Source organism: Nocardioides sp. 503, from assembly GCF_004522095.1.
Lineage (GTDB): Bacteria > Actinomycetota > Actinomycetes > Propionibacteriales > Nocardioidaceae > Nocardioides.
The window spans coordinates 1-19287 of sequence record NZ_SPUI01000006.1 but is presented as its reverse complement, the minus strand read 5'-3'; the positions used below and the strand labels follow the sequence as shown (position 1 = coordinate 19287).

Annotated in this window: 16 protein-coding genes; 5 read left to right on the top strand and 11 right to left on the bottom strand. The window is 72.1% G+C overall.

Features of this window, described 5'->3' with window-relative positions:
• Positions 1-20: 20 nt before the first annotated feature.
• Entirely contained in the window at positions 21-3119 is a 3099-nt protein-coding gene (locus tag E4622_RS17590) for a M4 family metallopeptidase (RefSeq protein WP_134741562.1), read from the top strand.
• A 156-nt stretch (positions 3120-3275) separates the two neighbouring features.
• On the opposite strand, the gene E4622_RS17585 is transcribed toward E4622_RS17590, so the two are convergent.
• From E4622_RS17585 to E4622_RS17570, 4 genes are all read right to left on the bottom strand, one after another.
• Positions 3276-4961, bottom strand: a complete 1686-nt coding sequence (locus E4622_RS17585) for a ribonuclease J (RefSeq protein WP_134741561.1) — start codon at positions 4959-4961, stop codon at positions 3276-3278.
• 16 nt (positions 4962-4977) lie between these two features.
• Positions 4978-5883, bottom strand: coding sequence for a 4-hydroxy-tetrahydrodipicolinate synthase (gene dapA / locus E4622_RS17580; RefSeq protein ID WP_134741560.1), 906 nt, complete (start codon positions 5881-5883; stop codon positions 4978-4980).
• Between the two features lie 17 nt (positions 5884-5900).
• Complete coding sequence (locus E4622_RS17575; protein WP_134741559.1) at positions 5901-6830, bottom strand: LLM class F420-dependent oxidoreductase; 930 nt, start codon at positions 6828-6830, stop codon at positions 5901-5903.
• 152 nt (positions 6831-6982) lie between these two features.
• Positions 6983-7315, bottom strand: a complete 333-nt coding sequence (locus E4622_RS17570) for a helix-turn-helix transcriptional regulator (protein WP_245156097.1) — start codon at positions 7313-7315, stop codon at positions 6983-6985.
• Between the two features lie 96 nt (positions 7316-7411).
• Here E4622_RS17570 and E4622_RS17565 point away from each other — a divergent pair, with 96 nt between their 5' ends.
• The gene (locus E4622_RS17565) at positions 7412-8482 is read left to right on the top strand and encodes an SDR family oxidoreductase (RefSeq protein WP_134741558.1); all 1071 of its coding nucleotides are present in this window, start codon (positions 7412-7414) and stop codon (positions 8480-8482) included.
• Between the two features lie 120 nt (positions 8483-8602).
• Here the strand turns inward: E4622_RS17565 and E4622_RS17560 are convergent, their stop codons facing one another.
• The 6 genes from E4622_RS17560 to gcvT form a co-directional block, all read right to left on the bottom strand.
• Entirely contained in the window at positions 8603-9085 is a 483-nt protein-coding gene (locus tag E4622_RS17560; protein WP_134741557.1) for a dihydrofolate reductase, read from the bottom strand.
• 10 nt (positions 9086-9095) lie between these two features.
• Positions 9096-9890, bottom strand: a complete 795-nt coding sequence (locus E4622_RS17555; RefSeq protein WP_134741556.1) for a thymidylate synthase — start codon at positions 9888-9890, stop codon at positions 9096-9098.
• 26 nt (positions 9891-9916) lie between these two features.
• Positions 9917-10738: a PhzF family phenazine biosynthesis protein gene (locus E4622_RS17550; protein ID WP_134741555.1), complete on the bottom strand. Its 822-nt coding sequence runs from the start codon at positions 10736-10738 to the stop codon at positions 9917-9919.
• A gap of 10 nt (positions 10739-10748) precedes the next feature.
• Positions 10749-12251, bottom strand: a complete 1503-nt coding sequence (locus tag E4622_RS17545) for a hypothetical protein (protein WP_134741554.1) — start codon at positions 12249-12251, stop codon at positions 10749-10751.
• 149 nt (positions 12252-12400) lie between these two features.
• Positions 12401-12658 carry a hypothetical protein gene (locus E4622_RS17540; RefSeq protein WP_134741553.1) on the bottom strand — a complete coding sequence of 86 codons (258 nt, stop codon included), beginning with the start codon at positions 12656-12658 and terminating at the stop codon, positions 12401-12403.
• The gene (gene gcvT, locus E4622_RS17535; protein WP_134741552.1) at positions 12655-13761 is read right to left on the bottom strand and encodes a glycine cleavage system aminomethyltransferase GcvT; all 1107 of its coding nucleotides are present in this window, start codon (positions 13759-13761) and stop codon (positions 12655-12657) included. Before gcvT ends, E4622_RS17540 begins: the two co-directional genes overlap by 4 nt.
• 75 nt (positions 13762-13836) lie before the next feature.
• On the opposite strand from gcvT, the gene E4622_RS17530 reads away from it, so the two are divergent.
• Positions 13837-15339: a leucyl aminopeptidase gene (locus tag E4622_RS17530; RefSeq protein ID WP_245156096.1), complete on the top strand. Its 1503-nt coding sequence runs from the start codon at positions 13837-13839 to the stop codon at positions 15337-15339.
• A 65-nt stretch (positions 15340-15404) separates the two neighbouring features.
• Here E4622_RS17530 and E4622_RS17525 read toward each other — a convergent pair whose 3' ends face one another.
• Complete coding sequence (locus E4622_RS17525; protein WP_245156095.1) at positions 15405-15782, bottom strand: hypothetical protein; 378 nt, start codon at positions 15780-15782, stop codon at positions 15405-15407.
• A gap of 138 nt (positions 15783-15920) precedes the next feature.
• Here E4622_RS17525 and lpdA point away from each other — a divergent pair, with 138 nt between their 5' ends.
• On the top strand, positions 15921-17300 hold the full coding sequence (gene lpdA / locus E4622_RS17520) for a dihydrolipoyl dehydrogenase (RefSeq protein ID WP_134741551.1): 1380 nt from the start codon (positions 15921-15923) through the stop codon (positions 17298-17300).
• A gap of 30 nt (positions 17301-17330) precedes the next feature.
• Positions 17331-19217: a 2-oxoglutarate dehydrogenase, E2 component, dihydrolipoamide succinyltransferase gene (gene sucB, locus E4622_RS17515; protein ID WP_134741550.1), complete on the top strand. Its 1887-nt coding sequence runs from the start codon at positions 17331-17333 to the stop codon at positions 19215-19217.
• Positions 19218-19287 lie beyond the last annotated feature (70 nt).

Here is a 19287-nt window from a genome sequence, read left to right as displayed (position 1 = left end):
CACTCGGGAGGGAACATCACGTGAAGTTTCTCAAGACAGGGCTGAGCCTCGTGCTCCTGGGGAGCGGCCTGGCCGCCGTCCCCGGTGTGCAGGCGATGGCCGCGCCCTCGGCTCCGGCCAAGGGGGACTCGTTGGTGCAGCAGATGCGCGACGAGGCGACGGGCAAGGTGTCCGTCACGAAGGACCGCGCCACCGGCAAGGTGGGCTTCGTCCGCGCCTCCGGCACCGGGGACCTGCTGCCCGGCGTCGACGCCGGATCCGCCAAGGGTGCCGCCGCCAAGGCCCGCACCTACCTCGACGACTACGCGGCGGCGTTCGGCGCCACCGCCGACCAGCTCACGCAGTCCGGCGTGAGCGCCGACCCCTACGGCTGGACCGTCGACTACGACCAGACCTACCGAGGCGTCCCGGTGTTCGGCGCGAAGGTCCGTGCCCACGTCGACAAGCAGGGCGACCTCACCGCGGTCAACGGCTACGCCGCTCCCGCTCTGTCGCTGAGCACCACTCCCAAGCTCTCCTCCTCCGAGGCCGCGTCCCGCGCGGTCGCGATCGTGCGCGCCAAGCCGGCCGACCGCGGTGACTCCCGCGCCGCCCGGGGCGGGCTGAAGGCCAAGAGCACCAAGCTCATGGTCTACCGCATGGGCTCGACCCGCGGCACCGCCGGCGAGGCCGTCCTCAGCTACGTCGTCGAGGTCACGAACGGCACGACCGTGCGCGACATGGTCTTCCTCGACGCCGCCACCGGCAAGACCGTCAACCGCTACTCGATGATGGCCCACGCCCTCGACCGCCGGCTCTACGAGGCGTCGGTCGACGACAACGGCACGCCGGACGACGAGACCGACGACGAGACCGTCTACACCCTCAAGTTCAAGGAGGGTGACCCGCTCCCGGGCACCCTGGACACCGACCAGCTCAACGAGGTCGAGGGCACCGGCGAGGCCTACTGGTTCTTCAAGAACGCCTTCGGCCGCGACTCCTACGACGGCGCGGGCGCGCGGATGGTCACGGTCAACAACGAGCCGTCGATCAACTGCCCCAACGCCAACTGGAACGGCTCCACGACCAACTACTGCTCCGGCGTCAGCTCCGACGACACCGTCGCGCACGAGTGGGGCCACGCCTACACCGAGTACACCTCCGGGCTGGTCTACCAGTGGCAGGCCGGCGCCATGAACGAGGCGTTCTCCGACATCTGGGGCGAGAACGTCGACTCGCTCAACGACCGCTACAACGAGACGCCCGACGGCCCTCGCTCCGACGACCCGACCGTGTGCTCCAAGTACACGCGCGGTGCGGTCGGCCTGACCATCAACAGCCCCGCGCCCATCGCGGGTGCCTGTGACGCCGCCCCGGCGGCGTTCGGTCCGGTCTTCGACAAGGCGGGCGTCACCTCCGACGTCGTCGTCGGCGCCCCGCTCGACGGCTGCGCACCGTTCACCAACGCCGGTGCGATCAGCGGCAAGTTCGTCTACGTCGACCGCGGCACCTGCACCTTCGGCGCCAAGGCCGCCGCGGCCGAGGCCGCCGGGGCCACGGGCATCATCATCGGCAACAACGCCGCCGGTGAGCCGCCCTTCTCCCCCTCCGGTCAGGCCGACATCTACGGCGTGATGATCGGTCAGGCCGACGGCGCCAAGATCAAGGGCGCCACCGGCACGGTCAACGTCACGATCAAGGACATCGACGAGACCGACAAGGACGACTCCTACCGCTGGCTGTCCGGCGAGGCCGACCCGGCCTTCGGCGGCGCGATCCGCGACATGTGGAACCCCACCTGCTACGGCGACCCGGGCAAGGTGTCCGACGCCGAGTACAAGTGCTCGGAGGAGGACCACGGGGGTGTCCACAGCAACTCCGGCGTGGTCAACCACTCCTTCGCCCTGATGGTCGACGGCGGCACCTACAACGGCGTCACCGTGCCCGGCATCGGCCGGGACAAGGCGGCGGCCATCTACTGGCGGGCACAGAGCCAGTACCTGTTCCCGGTGGCCGACTTCACGGACCTCTCCGAGAGCCTGGCCTCGTCCTGCACCGACCTGGTCGGTCAGCCGATCAACCAGCTCACGGTGGAGCCCGACGCCATCCCGGTGCCGGCGGTTCCGATCACGAGCGCCGACTGCCTGTCGGTCGGTCTGGTCAGCGACGCGGTCGAGCTCACGCGCGACCCGACGCAGCAGTGCCAGTTCAAGCCGATGCTGGCCAAGAACGCTCCCGCGACCTGCGGCAGCAACTTCGTGTCGAAGACCGCCTTCACGGAGAACTTCGAGGACGGCCTGGCCGGCTGGACGCAGACCGAGCAGGTCGCGTTCGAGGGCGGCAACGGCATCCCGTGGGAGTCCGTCGCCTCCGCTCCCGGCGGCCACGGCTCCAAGGTGGCGTTCGGGCCCGACCCGGACGGCGTCGGTGACTGCTCCGGCGGCGAGGGTGACGTCTCGAGCAGCAACGCGATCACCAGCCCGGCCTTCAAGATGCCGACGGGCGCCGCGGCTCGGATGTCCTTCGAGCACTACGTCGCCACCGAGTACGGCTTCGACGGCGGCAACGTGAAGATCAGCGTGGCCGGCGGGGCGTTCAAGGTCATCCCGGCCTCCGCCTACGCGTTCAACGCCCCGGGGGCCACCCTGGACGCGACCGCCGACAACACCAGCCCGCTCAAGGGTCAGCCGGGGTTCACCGGCACCGACGGTGGAGAGAACCACGGCTCGTGGGGCACCTCGATCGTCGACCTGAAGAAGACCGGCGCCAAGCCGGGCCAGCCGGTCCGGATCCGGTTCGACATGGGCCGTGACGGCTGTGGCGGGCTCGACGGCTGGTACGTCGACAACGTCAAGGTCGTCAGCTGCAAGAACAAGACGGCGCTCAACGCCAAGGCGCGCAACCCCGGCAAGGTCGTCGTACGCGTCAAGGCGATCGGCTCCTCGGCCAAGCCCACCGTCACCGTGCGGCTGTTCAAGGGCAGCAAGTTCGTGGGCAAGGGCGTGGTCCGCAAGGGCGTCGGCGTGATCAGCGTCCGCGGCCTGCGGCCCGGACGGCACCGCCTCACGGTGCGCTTCAACGGCACCGACACGCTGATGCCGGCCAAGGACACCGTCACCGTGCGGGTCCGCCGCCGCTAACGCACCACCGCACCACCGCACCAGCAGCGAGGCCCCGCCGGGACACCGGCGGGGCCTCGTCGCGTGTGGCCCTGAAGTCCCGCCTCAGACCCGCTTGCCCCACTCACCGGGTTTCGAGACAGGCGCCAGCGCGCCTTCCTCAACCCACGGGCGTGCTCAGGCCTCGATGACGACCGGGATGATCATGGGGCGGCGGCGGTGGGTGCTGCTGACCCACCGGCCCACGACGCGCCGGACGGTCTGCTGGAGCTGGTAGGCGTCGGTGGTGCCCTCGGCGATGGCGCGGTCCAGGGCCTCGATGATCGGCTGCTTGACCTCCTCGAAGGAGGAGCCCTCCAGGGCGTTGCCGCGGGCATGGATCTCGGGGCCGCCGGAGACCTTGCCGGTGACCGAGTCGACGACCACGATCACCGAGAGGAAGCCCTCCTCGCCGAGGATCCGCCGGTCCTTGAGGTCCGACTCGGTGATGTCACCGACCGAGCTGCCGTCGACGAAGACGTAGCCGCACTCGACCTTGCCGACGACCGAGGCGACCCCGTCGACCAGGTCGACCACGACGCCGTCCTCGGCGACGACGACGTGGGGCACCCCGGTCAGGCGGGCCAGGTCGGCGTTGGCCAGCAGGTGCCGGATCTCGCCGTGCACCGGCAGGACGTTGCGCGGCCGGACGACGTTGTAGCAGTAGAGGAGCTCACCGGCGCTGGCGTGGCCCGAGACGTGCACGAGCGCGTTGCCCTTGTGGACCACGCGGGCGCCCCACCGGGCCAGGCCGTTGATGACGCGGTAGACGGCGTTCTCGTTGCCGGGGATGAGGCTCGAGGCGAGCAGGACGGTGTCGCCCTCCTCGATGTGCACGAAGCTGTGGGTGCGCTGGGCGATCCGGCTCAGGGCGCTCATGGGCTCGCCCTGCGAGCCGGTCGAGATCAGCACGACCCGCTCGGGCGGCAGCGTGGCCAGCTCCTTGGCGTCCACGAGCACGCCGGCCGGCACGGTGAGGAAGCCTAGCTCCTTGGCGATCATCATGTTGCGCACCATCGAGCGGCCGACGTAGGCGACCTTGCGGTCGTGGGCGACCGCGGCGTCCAGCACCTGCTGGACCCGGTGGACGTGGGAGGCGAAGCACGCGACCACGACGCGCCTGGCGGAGTCGCGGAACACCTGGTCGATGACCGGCGTGATCGACCGCTCTGCCGGCGTGAAGCCCGGCGTCTCGGCGTTGGTGGAGTCGGTGAGGAAGAGGTCGACGCCCTCCTCCCCCAGCCGCGCGAACGCCCGCAGGTCGGTGATCCGGCCGTCCAGCGGCAGCTGGTCCATCTTGAAGTCGCCGGTGTGGAGCACCAGCCCGGCGCCGGTGCGGATGGCGACGGCCAGCGCGTCGGGGATCGAGTGGTTGACGGCCACGAACTCCAGCTCGAAGGGCCCGACGCTGATCCGGTCGCCCTCGCGCACCCGGTGGTGCACGGTCTCCTTCAGGCGGTGCTCGCGCAGCTTGCTGTCAAGCAGCGCGAGCGTCAGCTCGGAGCCCACGAGGGGGATGTCGGGGCGCTCGCGCAGGAGGTACGGCGTGGCGCCGATGTGGTCCTCGTGGCCGTGGGTGAGCACCAGCGCCTCGATGTCGGCCAGCCGGTCCCGGATCGGGGCGAAGTCCGGGAGGATCAGGTCGACCCCCGGGTGGTGGTCCTCGGGGAACAGCACCCCGCAGTCGACGACCAGCAGGCGACCGGCGTACTCGAAGACGGTCATGTTGCGACCGACCTCGCCGAGGCCCCCGAGCGGGATCACCCGCAAGGCGCCCTCCGCCAGCTCGGGCGGCGCGGACAGCTCGGGGTGCGGGTGGCTCAACGCGGGTCCTGTCGGGTCAGAGGAGTCCGGAGGCGGCGAGGCCCTCGCGCAGCGCGGCGACCTCGTCGTCGTCGAGGGGCACCAGGGGCGCCCGGACGTTGCGGTTGTCGAGCACGCCGAGCAGCTGCAGCGCCGCCTTGGCGGTCGTGGCGCCGTAGTTGGGGACGCCCATCACCGCGTCGACCGCCGGGAGCATGCGGGTGTAGGCCTCGAGCGCGGCGGCGTGGTCGCCGGCGAGGTAGGAGTCCACCAGGTGGCGGATCTGGTCGCCAGCGACGTGGCCCAGCACGGAGACGACGCCGACCGCGCCGTGGGCCAGCCAGCCGAGCGTGGAGATGTCGTCGCCGGAGTAGACGGCGTAGCCCAGCTGGGTCAGGCGCACCCCCCGGGCGAAGTCGTTGTGGGCGTCCTTGACGGCCACGACGCTGTCCCACTCGATCGCGGCGGCGTAGGTCTCCAGGGCGATGGTGGTGCCCGTGCGGCTGGGGACGTCGTAGAGCATGACCGGGACGTCGCTGGCCTCGACGACGCTGCGGAAGTGGTGCAGGACACCGGCCTGGCTCGGCTTGTTGTAGTAGGGCGTGACCAGCAGCAGTCCGTCGGCGCCGATCTTGGCGGCCTGCTGGGCCAGCTCGACGGAGTGGGCGGTGGCGTTGGTGCCGACGCCGGCGACGACGACCGCGCGGTCGCCCACGGCGTCCTTGACCGCGGCCAGGACGTCGCCGTCCTCGGCGACCGAGGTCGTGGGCGACTCGCCGGTCGTGCCGGAGACGACGACGCCGTCGTGCCCGTGGTCGACCAGGTGGGTGGCGATCCGGGCGGTGCCGTCGAGGTCGACGGAGCCGTCGTCGTGGAAGGCCGTGGCCATCGCCGTGAGGACCCGGCCGAACGGCGGCCGCGAGGCGGCAGGCGTGGTGGTCATGGGTCCGAGGATATCGGTCACACGCGCGGCATGACGTCAGCCGCCACGAGGCGGAGGTGGTCGAGGTCGGCCAGGTCGAGCACCTGGAGGTAGAGCCGCTCGCTGCCCAGCGCGGCGAACCGGCCGATCTTGTCGACGACCTCCTCGGGCGTGCCGGCCAGGCCGTTCTCGCGCAGCTCGCCCAGCTCGCGGCCGATCGCCGCGGCGCGGCGCTCCAGCTCGGCCTCGTCGGCACCGACGCACAGCACGAGCGCGTTGGAGTAGACGAGGTCCTCGGGGGCGCGGCCGGCGCTCTCGCAGGCCGCCCGGACCCGTGCGAACTGCGCCTTGGTGGTCTCCTCGTCGACGAACGGCAGGTTGAACTCGTCGGCGTACGCCGCCGCCAGGGCCGGGGTCCGCTTCTTGCCGACCCCGCCGATCAGCACCGGGGGCTTGGCCTGGGTGGGCTTGGGCAGGCCCGGGGAGTCCGTGACCTGGTAGTAGCGCCCGTCGTGGCTGAAGGACCCGCTGCCGTCGGCCGGCGTGGCCCAGAGCCCGGTGATGATCGCGAGCTGCTCCTCGAAGCGGTCGAAGCGCTCCCCCGTGGCGGGGAACGGGATGCCGTACTTGTCGTGCTCGGCCTCGAACCACCCCGCCCCGATACCGAGCTCGACCCGACCCCCGCTCATCTGGTCGACGTTCGCGACGCTGATCGCCAGCGGCCCCGGGTGCCGGAAGGTCGCGCTGGTCATCATCGTGCCGAGCCGGATGGTGCTGGTGTCGCGCGCCAGGCCGGCGAGCGTGACCCACGCGTCGCTCGGCCCGGGCAGCCCGTCGCCGCCCATGGCGAGGTAGTGGTCGGAGCGGAAGAACGCGCCGAAGCCGAGCGACTCGGCCTCCCGCGCCACCGCGAGCAGGTCGTCGTACGTGGCCCCCTGCTGGGGCTCGGTGAACACCCGAAGTTCCATGGGGCCACTGTGCCAGGCGGCAGGGTCGTCGCGAGGGCAGGGGTTTCGAGACAGGCGCTAGCGCGCCTTCCTCAACCCCCGGGTGGCTCCGGGGGTTGAGGAGGTTGCGCAGCAACCGTCTCGAAACCCCTCAGCCGACGCCGGTCGTACCGCTACAGCGACGTGCGCACCTGCTCGGCGAACCGTCGGATCACGGGCTCGTTGCGTGCGAAGTGCGTCCACGGGCCGATCCGACGGCTGACGACGAGCCCGGCGTCCTGGAGGACCGCGAGGTACTGAGACGCGGTGGACTGGGACACGCCCGCCCGTGCCTGGATGTGCTTGAGGCACACCCCGACCTCCTCGGCCGGCTCGAGCTGCGGGGGGAAGCTGGCGGGGTCCTTGAGCCAGTCGAGGATCTGGGCGCGCATCGGGTTCGAGAGCGCCTTGAAGATCGCGCTCAGGTCGAGCGGGGCCTCGACGTCGGCGGCGCGGGGAGTGGGCACGCCCCCATGCTACGCGCCAGATCGTGAATCTGCGATCTCTGTGCTTGACTCTTGTCATCGCAATATCGCGATACCCCAATGCGAAGGAAGTCATCCATGAGCCAGCAGCCCCCACTCCCCCGCAAGGTCGCCCTCGTCGTCGGCGCCCGCGGCGTCATCGGCACCAGCCTGGTGAGCCACCTCGTCGAGCTCGGCGACTGGGAGGTCATCGGGCTCTCGCGTCGCGGCGGCGTCGACGAGGACCGCGTGCGCCACGTCCAGGTGGACCTGCTCGACCGTGAGGACGTGACGGCCACGGTGGGGCGGCTGAGCGAGGTCACCCACGTCTTCTACGCGGCGTACCAGGATCGACCCACGTGGGCCGAGCTCGTCGAGCCCAACCTCGCGATGCTGACGCACGTCGTCGACGTCGTCACCCAGGCAGCACCCGACCTGGCCCACGTCAGCCTGATGCAGGGCTACAAGGTCTACGGCGCCCACCTCGGCCCCTTCAGGACACCGGCACGGGAGGACGACCCGCCGCACCTGCCGCCGGAGTTCAACGTCGACCAGCAGGCCTACCTCGAGGAGAAGCAGCGCGGAAGCCGGTGGACCTGGTCGGCGCTGCGACCGTCGGTGGTGTGCGGGGGCGCCCTGGGCAACCCGATGAACCTGGCGGTCTCGATCGCGGTGCTGGCGACGATCTCGAAGGCGCACGGGGTCCCGCTGCGCTTCCCCGGCAAGCCGGGTGCCTGGACCAGCATCCTGGAGATGACCGACGCCGGACTCCTGGCCGAGGCCACGGTGTGGGCGGCCACGACGCCTGCCTGCGCCAACCAGGCGTTCAACATCACCAACGGCGACCTCTTCCGGTGGGACGACCTGTGGCCCCGGCTCGCCGACTGGTTCGACCTGGAGACCGCTCCCCCGCTGCCCCTCTCCCTGGAGGTGGCCATGGCGGACAAGGAGGGGACCTGGGACCGGCTCGTCCGCGAGCACGGACTGGCCCCGACGCCGTACTCGGACGTCTCCGCGTGGCCCTTCGCCGACTTCGTCCTCTCCTGGGACTACGACGTCTTCGCCGACGGCTCGAAGGCCCGCCGCCTCGGCTTCCACCGGTACGTGCGGACCGAGCAGATGTTTCTCGACATCTTCGAGGACCTGCGCGCGCGGCGGGTCATCCCGTGAGCGGGAGCCGGCAGTTTCACCAAGGTATGCAGCTGGAGCGTCACTTCCCGGGGGTTGTACACCGAGGGAAGTGACAGCTCAGGTGCATACCTTGGGGAAACGTCACCGGCCGGCTGACGCCTACGTCCGCACGAGCCAGACGACGTCGCGGTCGGGGAAGGTGTCGCGGCGCTGCTCGACCCAGGCGTGCGGGTCGAGCTCGGGGTAGAAGGTGTCGCCGTCGGGCGTCAGGTGGACGTGGGTGAGGACCTGCTCGTCGGCCACCGGCATCGCCTCGGCGTAGACGAGGGCGCCACCGGCGATGGCGACGTCCCCCTCGAGACCGTCAGCCAGCGCGAGACCCTCGGCCAGCGAGGGCGCCACGAGCACGCCGTCGGCAGACCACGACGGGTCGCGGGTGAGCACGATCGTGACCCGGCCGGGGAGCGGCAGCCCGATCGAGTCGTACGTCGCCCGGCCCATCACCAGGGTGTGGCCCAGCGTGGTCCGCTTGAAGTGCTGGAAGTCCTCGGGGATCCGCCACGGGATGTCGCCGTCGGCGCCGATGACGCCGTTGTCGGCGACGGCGGCGACCATCACGACGCGCTTGCCCGCCGGCGTCATGGTGGGGTGCTCATACGGCGATGGGCGCCTTGATGCCGGGGTGCGGGTCGTAGCCCTCGAGGGTGAGGTGCTCGAGCTCGAAGGCGTCCAGGGCCGTGACCGACGGGTCGAGCCGCAGCGTCGGCAGCGGGCGCGGGTCGCGGGTGAGCTGCAGCCGCGCCTGGTCGAGGTGGTTGGAGTAGAGGTGGGCGTCGCCCAGGGTGTGCACGAAGTCACCGACCTCGAGGCCGGTCACCTGGGCGACCATGTGCGTCAGCAGGGCGTACGACGCGATGTTGAACGGCACGCCCAGGAAGACGTCGGCGGAGCGCTGGTAGAGCTGGCAGGAGAGCTTGCCGCCGGCGACGTAGAACTGGAACATCGTGTGGCAGGGCGCCAGCGCCATCTGCGGGATGTCGGCGACGTTCCACGCGGAGACGATGTGGCGGCGTGAGTCGGGGTCGCGGCGGATCTGCTCGACGATCTGGGCGATCTGGTCGATGTGGTGGCCGTCGGGTGCCGGCCACGAGCGCCACTGGTAGCCGTAGACGGGGCCCAGGTCGCCGTCGGCGTCGGCCCACTCGTCCCAGATCGTCACGCCGCGGTCCTGGAGCCACTTCACGTTCGTGTCGCCGCGCAGGAACCACAGCAGCTCGGCGAAGACCGAGCGCGTGTGCACCTTCTTGGTGGTGACGAGCGGGAAGCCCGCGGCCAGGTCGAAGCGCATCTGGTGGCCGAAGACCGACCGGGTGCCGGTGCCGGTGCGGTCGTCCTTCTCGACTCCCTCGTCGAGGACCCGCTGGAGGAGGTCGAGGTACTGCTGCATGCCCCCAACCTACCGCCCGGCGCCCCTCAGATCCGGACCGTCCCGGTGACGGTCGTGAGGGTGTCGCCGCCCACCCAGACCGCACCGCCCTCGGTGGTCACGTGGACCCGCCCCCTCCTTCCGACCACGGTCCCCTGGGAGGCGACGTAGGCCGCCGGCAGCCGGTCGCCGGACAGCCACTGCGCGAGCCCGGCGTTGAGGCTCCCCGTCACCGGGTCCTCGGGCACGCCCAGGCCCGGGCAGAAGGCACGCACCTCCACGGCGACGTCGCCGTCGGGGTGGCTGCCGACCACCCCGATCTTCAGTCCGTCGAACGCCGCGAGGTCGGGCCGGCACGCCAGCACCGCGGCGGCGTCGGCGAGCAGCACGCCCACCCAGCCCGGTCCGTTGTCGACCCAGGCCGCGTCCACGATGTCGGCCTCGGGGATGCGGAGCGCGGCGGCGACCCGCGCCAGGTCCTCGGCGGCCACCGGCCCCGACCGGGTCAGCGGCGGCGCCTCGAACGCCAGCCGCTCGCCGCGCCGCACCTGCACCAGGCCGGCGCCGCACTCCTGCACCACCCGGTCCGCCTCGTGGGGCGTCCCGCCGGCCTCGATCCAGGCGTGGGCGCTGCCGAGCGTGGGGTGCCCCGCGAACGGCAGCTCGCGACCCGGCGTGAAGATCCGCAACCGGTAGTCGGCGGAAGGGGCGGTGGGGCGCAGCAGGAACGTCGTCTCCGACAGGTTGGTCCAGCGCGCGAAGCGCGCCATCTGCTCGTCGTCGAGTCCGTCGGCGTCGTGGACGACCGCGACCGGGTTGCCCAGCAGCGGCTCGGCGGAGAAGACGTCGACCTGGCGGAACGCGCGCATGGCGCCGACGCTACTGCTCCAGCACCCAGGAGGTGCTTGCCGGGAGGGTCAGGTGCACGGTGCAGGTGCTCGCCCTCCCGGCCCGCCCGAGAGCGCAGGTCACGAGCTGCAGGCTGCCGGAGTTGGACAGCCGCGGGCCGTCGACGGGGTCGGCCTGCGCGAGCTCCACGACGTACGTCGCCAGGGCGCCGCCGTCGAGCCTGGCGGCGTACACCTCGGCGCTGGGGGCCAGGCCGGTGTCGACGGGCTCCCCCGTGAACGCGTTGTAGATCCGCACCGGTCCGTCCGGGCCGCCGCGGCGCGTCAGCACGTGGGCACCGTCGGGTGCCAGCTGGGCTCCGGTCCCCGGCACGCTGACACCGAGCGCGGACTGCAGGTGCACCACGTCGACGGTCTGCGGGTCGGACTGGTAGGCCGCGGCGTAGCCAGCGACGTCGAGCAGCCCGTCGGGACTGACCCGGGCGAGGACGCTCCAGCTCCCGCCCTCCCACTCGAGGACGAAGGCGCCGTCGGACCCGGCGACGTAGACGCGCCCGTCGTCGATCGCGAGCACCCGCGTCCCCTTCGCGACCGACGCGCTCGCGACCCGCTTGCCTTCGGCGAGGTCGTAGACCCGGAGCTCGGGGTCCCCGGTGACGTCGACCCACGCGACCAGGCCGTCCTGGGCGGAGGCCGCGAAGGCGCCGTCGGACGCCTGCTTGCCGAGCCGGGTGCGGTGGCCGTCGCTGTCGACGATGACGACCTCCCCCGCGCCGTCAGCGTAGACCGCCCCGCGCGGCACCCGCACGACGCTCTGCAGGTCGTCGATGCCCAGGGCGACCACGTCGAGGCGGAGCGTGCCGTCGTAGTACCAGCCGACGGGGGCCGGGTTGTCGCGCTGCTGCACCGCCACGTCGGGCAGGGCCGGCGCCGGACCGGGCCGGTTGGCCCACCACGTCCAGCCGCCGGCCACGACGGCGACCACCAGGGCGACCACCGCGGCCCGGCGTGCCGTGCGGGCCCGTCCCTCACGTCGCTCGGCCAGGTGCCGGGCGACGACGTCGTCGTAGGAGAAGCCCGGCAGCGGCACCGCGGACGCCGCCCGCACCAGCCGCTCGTGGAGGTCGTGCGGGCCCCGGGTGGCCGAGCCCAGCACCGCCTCCACCTGGTCCTCGGACAGGTCGGTCGCCGCCCCCAGCACGGCGGCCGCTCGCTCCTGGGCAGGCAGGTCGTCCAGCAGGCGCCGCAGGGCCGGCCAATCGGGGTCGTCCGGCACCAGGTCCGGGGCCGCCTCGACGGCAGCGGCCTGCGTCTCGGCGGCGTCACGACGCCATGCGTCGAGCAGCACCCGGAAGGCGTGGGTGTCGAGGTCGCCCAGCTCGTCGCGGTGCCGCCAGTCGTCGCGCAGGCGCGCCACCGCCCCCTGCCCGACGTACGGCGCACGGTGCGGCGCGACCCCCAGCAGCACCAGGGTGCGCATCATCGACGGCCACCGGGCGGCGGCGTACGCCGCGAGGTCGCCGTCGTCGCGCATCCGCTACCGCCCCTCGGTCCCTCGCGCGACGACGTGGGCCGTCAGCTTGGCGGTGTCCCGTCCACGGGCCACCCTGTCACCGAGGTGTTCGGAGCCGCCGCCGCAACGGATCGCCACCGGGGCGACGAGCCGGGCGCCGTGGGGCATGGCTATGCGTGCAGCGACATCGGCCCGTAGACCTGGCGGTCGTGCTCGAAGAGGGTCACGGCGTCGACGCCCTCGGCGGCGAGCTCGGACCAGATCTCGCCGACCCAGGACTCCGCGTCGGCCTGGCTGGCGAAGCGCTGGTCGGCGTGCTCGCCGGAGACCGTCACGACCTCGCCGGCGGCGTTCTCCAACCGCCAGGTCCAGGGACGCTCCGCCGGCGTCGGCTGCCGGAAGGTGGACGGCTGGTCGGGCAGGCTCATGACTCCCTCACCGAGGTGTCGACGAAGGGCGGCTTGGTCAGCTGGAAGATCTCGCGGCGACCGCGCACGTCGACGCCGACCTCGGCCTCCGGGTGGATCTCCGAGGGCAGCAGGGCCAGCCCGATGCCCTTCTTCAGCGTGGGCGAGAACGTGCCGGAGGTGATCTCGCCGAGCATCACGTCGGCGGTGAGGCTGACCAGCATGTGGGGGCGCGGGATCGCGCGTCCGGTGGAGACCAGGCCGCGCAGGGTGCGCTTGGGGCCGGCGGCCTTCTCGGCCAGCAGCACGTCGCGACCCCAGAAGGCCTCCTTCTTCCAGCCGACCGCCCAGCCGAGGCGCGCCTCGTTGGGGGTGACGTCGAGGGAGATCTCCTGGCCGTGGAGCGGGTAGCCCATCTCGGTGCGCAGCGTGTCGCGCGCGCCCAGGCCGCAGGCGAGCATGCCGTGCGCCGCGCCGGCCGCGAGCAGGGCGTCCCAGAGGGGCTCGGCGACGGAGTTGTCGGCGATCAGCTCGTAGCCGCGCTCGCCGGTGTAGCCGGTGCGGCAGACGACCACCGCCACGCCCTCGAACTCCGCCTCGGTGAAGCTCATGTAGTCGTGGCCCACCGGCAGGCCCACGGCTGCGAGCACCTCGTCGGACCTCGTGCCCTGGACCGCGAGCACGACGAAGTCGCGGTGGTGGTCGGCCACGACCACGCCGTCGGGGGCCTCGGCGGCCAGGCGACGTACGACCTCGGCGGTGTTGGCGGCGTTGGGCACCAGCAGCACGTGCTCGTCGTCGCGGTAGTAAGCGATCAGGTCGTCGACCACGCCACCGGTGGCGTCGTCGCAGCACAGCGTGTACTGCGCCTGGCCCGGCCCGATCTTGGCGAGGTCGTTGGACAGGGTGCGGTTGACGTAGGCCGCGGCGCCGGGCCCGCTCACCATCGCCTTGCCGAGGTGGCTGACGTCGAAGATGCCCACCGAGGTGCGCACCGCGGTGTGCTCCTTGACGACGCCGGAGGAGTACTCCAACGGCATCGACCAGCCGCCGAACTCGGCGAACTTCGCCCCGAGGGCGACGTGGCGGTCGTGGAGCGGGGAGTGCAGCAGTTCCTCGGCCATGGCGCGAACCTACCTCAGCGCCAGAGGCCGCCCCGGCGGGGCAGGGCGCCACCGCGCGCCGGTTAGTCTGCCTCGGTGACCACGTCCTACACGCTGCGCAGCGCCAGTCCCGCCAAGTCCCGAGCCGACGTGGTGGTGGTGGGCGTCCTGTCCTCCGCCAAGGGCCCCCAGCTGGCGCCCGGCGGCGAGGACGTCGCCAAGGCCTACGGCCGCAAGCTCGCGCCGCTGCTGGCCACCCTCGGCGTGAAGGGCAAGGCCGGCGAGCTGGTCAAGCTGCCCACCGGCGGCGCGATCTCCGCCCCCGTGCTGCTCCTCGCCGGCCTGGGCGACGCCGCCACCGCCGACTCCGTGCGCCGGGCCGCCGGCGGCGCCGCACGCGCGGTCAGCAACGCCGCCACGGTGGCGCTCGCGCTGCCCGCCGACTCCCCGGTGCTCGTCCGCGCCGTCACCGAGGGCTACCAGCTGGGCGCCTACACCTTCACGACGTACAAGAAGCAGACCGAGGACGACGCCCCCGGCGACGTCGTGCTCCTCACGTCCAACGCTCGTCGCAAGGAGACGGTCACGGCCTTCGAGGAGGCCCAGGTCGTCGTCCGCGCGGTCGTGCAGACGCGCGACTGGGTCAACACCCCTCCCGGCGACCTCACCCCGCCCGCCTTCGCCGACGCCGCCGTCGCGTCCGGCAAGGAGTGGGGCAAGGGCCGCGGCGCCCCCAAGGTGAGCGTCACGGTGCTCGACGAGAAGCGGCTGGCCGAGCTGGGCTGCGGCGGCATCCTCGGCGTCGGGCAGGGCTCGGACGCCCCGCCGCGCCTGGTCGAGCTCACCTACTCCCCCAAGAAGCCGGTGTGCCACCTCGCCCTCGTCGGCAAGGGCATCACCTTCGACTCCGGCGGCCTCACCATCAAGCCGGCGCAGAGCATGCACGAGATGAAGAGCGACATGTCCGGCGCCGCGGCGGTCATCCAGGCGACGTACGCGATCGCCGCGCTCGGCCTGCCGATCAAGGTCAGCACGTTCGCCGCGATGGCCGAGAACATGGTCTCCGGCACCTCCATGCGCCCGGGCGACGTCATCACCCAGTACGGCGGCACGACCGTCGAGGTGCTCAACACCGACGCCGAGGGGCGCCTGGTCCTGGCCGACGCGCTGGTGCGCGCGACCGAGGTGAAGCCCGACATCATGCTCGACGTCGCCACCCTGACCGGCCACATGGTCCTGGCCCTCGGTGACCGCGTCGCCGGCGTCATGGGCAGCGACGACATCGTGCGCGACGTCATCGCGGCCTCCGAGGTCGCCGGCGAGGACCACTGGCCCATGCCGTTCCCCGACGGGATGGTCGAGCGGGTCCGCGCCAGCAAGATCGCCGACCTGTCCCAGCACGACTGGGTGCGCTGGGGCGGCGGGCTCTTCGCCGGCACGTTCCTGCGCGAGTTCACCGCCGACCTGCCCTGGGCCCACCTCGACATCGCCGGCACCGCCTTCAACTCCGGCGGTCCCCGCGGCCACGTCACCTCCGGCGGCACCGGGTGGGGCGTCACCACCCTCGTCGACTACGCCCGGGCGCTCTCCGAGCGCTGACCCGACCCGAGGGCTGAGGAAAGCGCGCCAGCGCCTGTCTCGCCACCCGTGAGGACGAGGTCGACCTACAGCCCGCGCTCCTTGCGCAGCTGCTTCTGGCGGCTGTTGTAGTCGCGCATCCGCTGGGGGATGCCGACCACCGCGGCGTCGTACGACGGCACCTGGTGCCGGTTGGCGAAGTCGTGGGCCCACTGCACCGACGGGACCCGGCGACGGGTCCACTCACCGTCGTGGGCGACCAGCAGCAGCGTGACGTCGCTGACCGCCGTGCGCGGCTCGACGAAGCCCTCGACACCGCGTCGGTTGCCGACGAACTCGTGCAGGTGCTGCTCGTCGACCTTGTCGGAGGCACGCACCGTCGTGGAGCCCGTGCGGGCGGCGTCCTTGCCGGGCCGGCGCATGCGCGTGCCCGTCCCCCGCCGGAAGCGGTCCAGAAAACCCATGGGGCCAGTCTGCCCTCCCGTCGGTGATCCTGTGCGCAGGACGCGATTGTCGGACGCGCCGCCCGGGCCACGAGGCCGGTGTTGTGGCCCCGGCCAGAAGTGCAAGGATGGGGCGACATCTTCAGCGGAGGGACTGGCGTGACTCAGGCGGACTTCGACGTTCTCATCCTCGGGGCGGGATCGGGCGGCTACGCCTGCGCGCTGCGCGCCTCCCAGCTCGGCCTCAGCGTCGGCCTGGTCGAGAAGGGCAAGCTCGGCGGCACCTGCCTGCACGTCGGCTGCATCCCCACCAAGGCCCTGCTCCACGCCGCCGAGGTGGCCGACTCCGCTCGCGAGTCCGAGCAGTTCGGCGTCAAGGCCACGCTCGAGGGCATCGACATGGTCGGGGTCAACTCCTACAAGGACGGCGTCGTCTCCCGGCTCTTCAAGGGCCTGACCGGTCTGATCTCCTCGCGCGGCATCACCGTCATCGAGGGCGAGGGGCGCGTCAGCGGCGACAGGCAGGTCACGGTCGGCGACCGCGTCGTCACGGGCAAGCACCTGGTGCTGGCGTCCGGGTCCTACTCCAAGTCCCTGCCCGGCCTGGACATCGACGGCGAGCGGGTCATCTCCTCCGAGCACGCCCTGCGCCTCGAGCAGGTGCCGGCCTCCGTGATCGTGCTCGGCGGCGGCGTCATCGGCTGCGAGTTCGCGAGCGTCTGGAAGAGCTTCGGCGCCGAGGTCACGATCATCGAGGCCCTCCCCCGGCTCGTCGCGGCGGAGGACGAGGCGTCCTCCAAGGCCCTCGAGCGGGCCTTCCGCAAGCGCAAGATCGCCTTCCGCACCGGCACGCCGTTCCAGAGCGTCAAGACCACCGACGACGGCGTCGCCGTGACCGTCGAGGGCGGCGACGTCATCGAGGCCGAGCTGCTGCTCGTCGCGGTCGGCCGCGGCCCCAGCACGTCGGGCCTCGGCTACGAGGAGCTCGGGGTCGCGATGGACCGCGGCTTCGTCCTCGCCGACGAGCGCTGCCGCACCAACGTCGAGGGCGTCTACGCCGTCGGCGACATCGTGCCCGGCCTCCAGCTGGCCCACCGCGGCTTCCAGCAGGGGATCTTCGTGGCCGAGGACATCGCCGGCCTCGACCCGCAGCCCATCGACGAGCTCGGCATCCCGCGCGTGACCTACAGCCACCCCGAGATCGCCTCCGTCGGGCTCGGCGAGGCCGCGGCCGCCGACAAGTACGGCGCCGACGGCATCGAGACGCTGACCTACGACCTGGGCGGCAACGGCAAGAGCCAGATCCTCAAGACGCAGGGCTTCGTCAAGCTCATCCGCCAGAAGGACGGCCCCGTCGTGGGCGTCCACCTCGTCGGCGACCGCGTCGGCGAGCTCATCGGCGAGGCCCAGCTGATCTACAGCTGGGAGGCCCACGCCGAGGACGTCGCGCCGCTGGTGCACGCCCACCCCACCCAGAACGAGGCTCTCGGAGAGGCGCACCTCGCCCTCGCCGGCAAGCCCCTGCACGCCCACTCCTGATCCCCCACCACGAGCTCACGAAGGAACTCCATGGCTACCGAAGTCAACCTCCCGGCACTCGGCGAGTCCGTCACCGAGGGCACCGTCACCCGCTGGCTCAAGCAGGTCGGTGACACCGTCGCCGTCGACGAGCCGCTGCTGGAGGTCTCCACCGACAAGGTCGACACCGAGATCCCCTCGCCGGTCGCGGGCACGCTGCTCGAGATCAAGGCCGAGGAGGACGACACGGTCGAGGTCGGCGCGATCCTGGCCGTGATCGGTGACGAGGGCGAGTCCGCCGGCGACGCCACCGAGTCCGCCGAGCCCGAGGCGCAGCCCAAGGACGAGGAGCAGGCGGAGAAGAAGGAGCAGCAGGAGGCCGAGCTCGCCGAGGAGAAGTCCGAGCCCGAGCCCGCCCAGGAGGAGGAGCCCGAGCCCGAGCAGCCGGCCGCGTCCTCCGACAGCGGCTCGGGTGGCGGCGGTGGCGGCGGTACGTCGGTCACCCTGCCCGCGCTGGGCGAGTCCGTGACCGAGGGCACCGTGACGCGCTGGCTCAAGCAGGTCGGCGACGAGGTCGCCGTCGACGAGCCGCTGCTGGAGGTCTCGACCGACAAGGTCGACACCGAGATCCCCTCCCCGGTCGCCGGCACGCTGCTGGAGATCAAGGCCGAGGAGGACGAGACGGTCGAGGTCGGCGCCGAGCTGGCCGTGATCGGCTCCGCCGACGACGCTCCCGCCCAGGCCGAGCCGGAGGCGCGGCCCAAGGACGAGGAGCAGGCCGCCAAGAAGGAGCAGCAGGAGGCCGAGCTCGCCGAGGAGAAGTCCGAGCCGGAGCCCGAGCCCGAGAAGAAGCCCGAACCCGCGCAGGAGCCGCAGGCCGAGCAGGAGCCCGAGGAGAAGGGCAAGCCCGAGCTGGAGGAGGAGACGACTCCCGCCCAGGAGACCGCGCCCGCTCCCAGCGCCCAGTCGCCGACCACCGGCGAGGGTGACGCGAAGCCGTCCTCCGACAGCTCCGGCTACGTCACGCCCCTGGTGCGCAAGCTCGCCACCCAGCACGACGTCGACCTGTCGTCGGTGACCGGCACCGGCGTCGGTGGGCGCATCCGCAAGCAGGACGTGCTCGACGCGGCCGCCCAGGCCAAGGAGGCCCCGGCCGCCGCACCTGCGGCCGCCGCCGCCCCGTCGGCTCCGGCCGCGCCGTCGGCGCCCAGCACCACGCCGTCGCCCCTGCGTGGCACGACCGAGAAGATCAGCCGGCTGCGCAAGATCATCGCCGAGCGGATGCTCGACTCGCTGCACTCCGGCGCCCAGCTCACGCAGGTCATCGAGGTCGACGTCACCCGGATCGCCCGCCTGCGCGACGCGTCCAAGGCCGACTTCCTCGCCCGCGAGGGAGTGAAGCTGTCCTACCTGCCGTTCTTCGCCAAGGCCGCCATCGACGCGCTCAAGCAGCACCCCAAGCTCAACGCGACGATCGACACCGACGCGGGGACGATCACCTACTACGACCGCGAGAACCTCGCGTTCGCCGTGGACACCGAGAAGGGGCTCATCACCCCGGTCGTCAAGGACGCCGGCGACCTCTCGATCGCCGGGCTGGCCAAGAAGATCGCCGACGTGGCCGAGCGCACCCGCACCAACAAGATCGGCCCGGACGAGCTGGGCGGCGGCACGTTCACGATCACCAACCTCGGCAGCGTCGGGGCCCTGTGGGACACCCCGATCATCAACAAGCCCCAGGTCGCCATCCTCGGCCCGGGTGCGGTGGTCAAGCGTCCGGTCGTCATCGACGACGCCGACCTCGGCGAGACGATCGCGGTCCGCTACATGGTCTACCTCGCGCTGACCTACGACCACCGCCTGGTCGACGGCGCCGACGCCGGCCGCTTCCTGCAGGACGTCAAGAAGCGCCTCGAGGCGGGCCAGTTCGAGGTCTGAGCACCGCAGAGGGGCCCCCGCCCAGCGTTGGGCTGGGGGGCCCCGCAGGGGGGGGGGCGGAGAAGTGCGG

What these genes read in the sequence shown, in the direction of transcription:
- dapA (WP_134741560.1), bottom strand. Translation starts at nt 5,883, where the DNA reads ATGACCACCACGCCTGCCGCCTCGCGGCCGCCGTTCGGCCGGGTCCTC.
- E4622_RS17575 (WP_134741559.1), bottom strand. Translation starts at nt 6,830, where the DNA reads ATGGAACTTCGGGTGTTCACCGAGCCCCAGCAGGGGGCCACGTACGAC.
- E4622_RS17565 (WP_134741558.1), top strand. Translation starts at nt 7,412, where the DNA reads ATGAGCCAGCAGCCCCCACTCCCCCGCAAGGTCGCCCTCGTCGTCGGC.
- E4622_RS17560 (WP_134741557.1), bottom strand. Translation starts at nt 9,085, where the DNA reads ATGACGCCGGCGGGCAAGCGCGTCGTGATGGTCGCCGCCGTCGCCGAC.
- E4622_RS17555 (WP_134741556.1), bottom strand. Translation starts at nt 9,890, where the DNA reads ATGCAGCAGTACCTCGACCTCCTCCAGCGGGTCCTCGACGAGGGAGTC.
- E4622_RS17550 (WP_134741555.1), bottom strand. Translation starts at nt 10,738, where the DNA reads ATGCGCGCGTTCCGCCAGGTCGACGTCTTCTCCGCCGAGCCGCTGCTG.
- E4622_RS17545 (WP_134741554.1), bottom strand. Translation starts at nt 12,251, where the DNA reads ATGCGCGACGACGGCGACCTCGCGGCGTACGCCGCCGCCCGGTGGCCG.
- E4622_RS17540 (WP_134741553.1), bottom strand. Translation starts at nt 12,658, where the DNA reads ATGAGCCTGCCCGACCAGCCGTCCACCTTCCGGCAGCCGACGCCGGCG.
- gcvT (WP_134741552.1), bottom strand. Translation starts at nt 13,761, where the DNA reads ATGGCCGAGGAACTGCTGCACTCCCCGCTCCACGACCGCCACGTCGCC.
- E4622_RS17525 (WP_245156095.1), bottom strand. Translation starts at nt 15,782, where the DNA reads ATGGGTTTTCTGGACCGCTTCCGGCGGGGGACGGGCACGCGCATGCGC.
- sucB (WP_134741550.1), top strand. Translation starts at nt 17,331, where the DNA reads ATGGCTACCGAAGTCAACCTCCCGGCACTCGGCGAGTCCGTCACCGAG.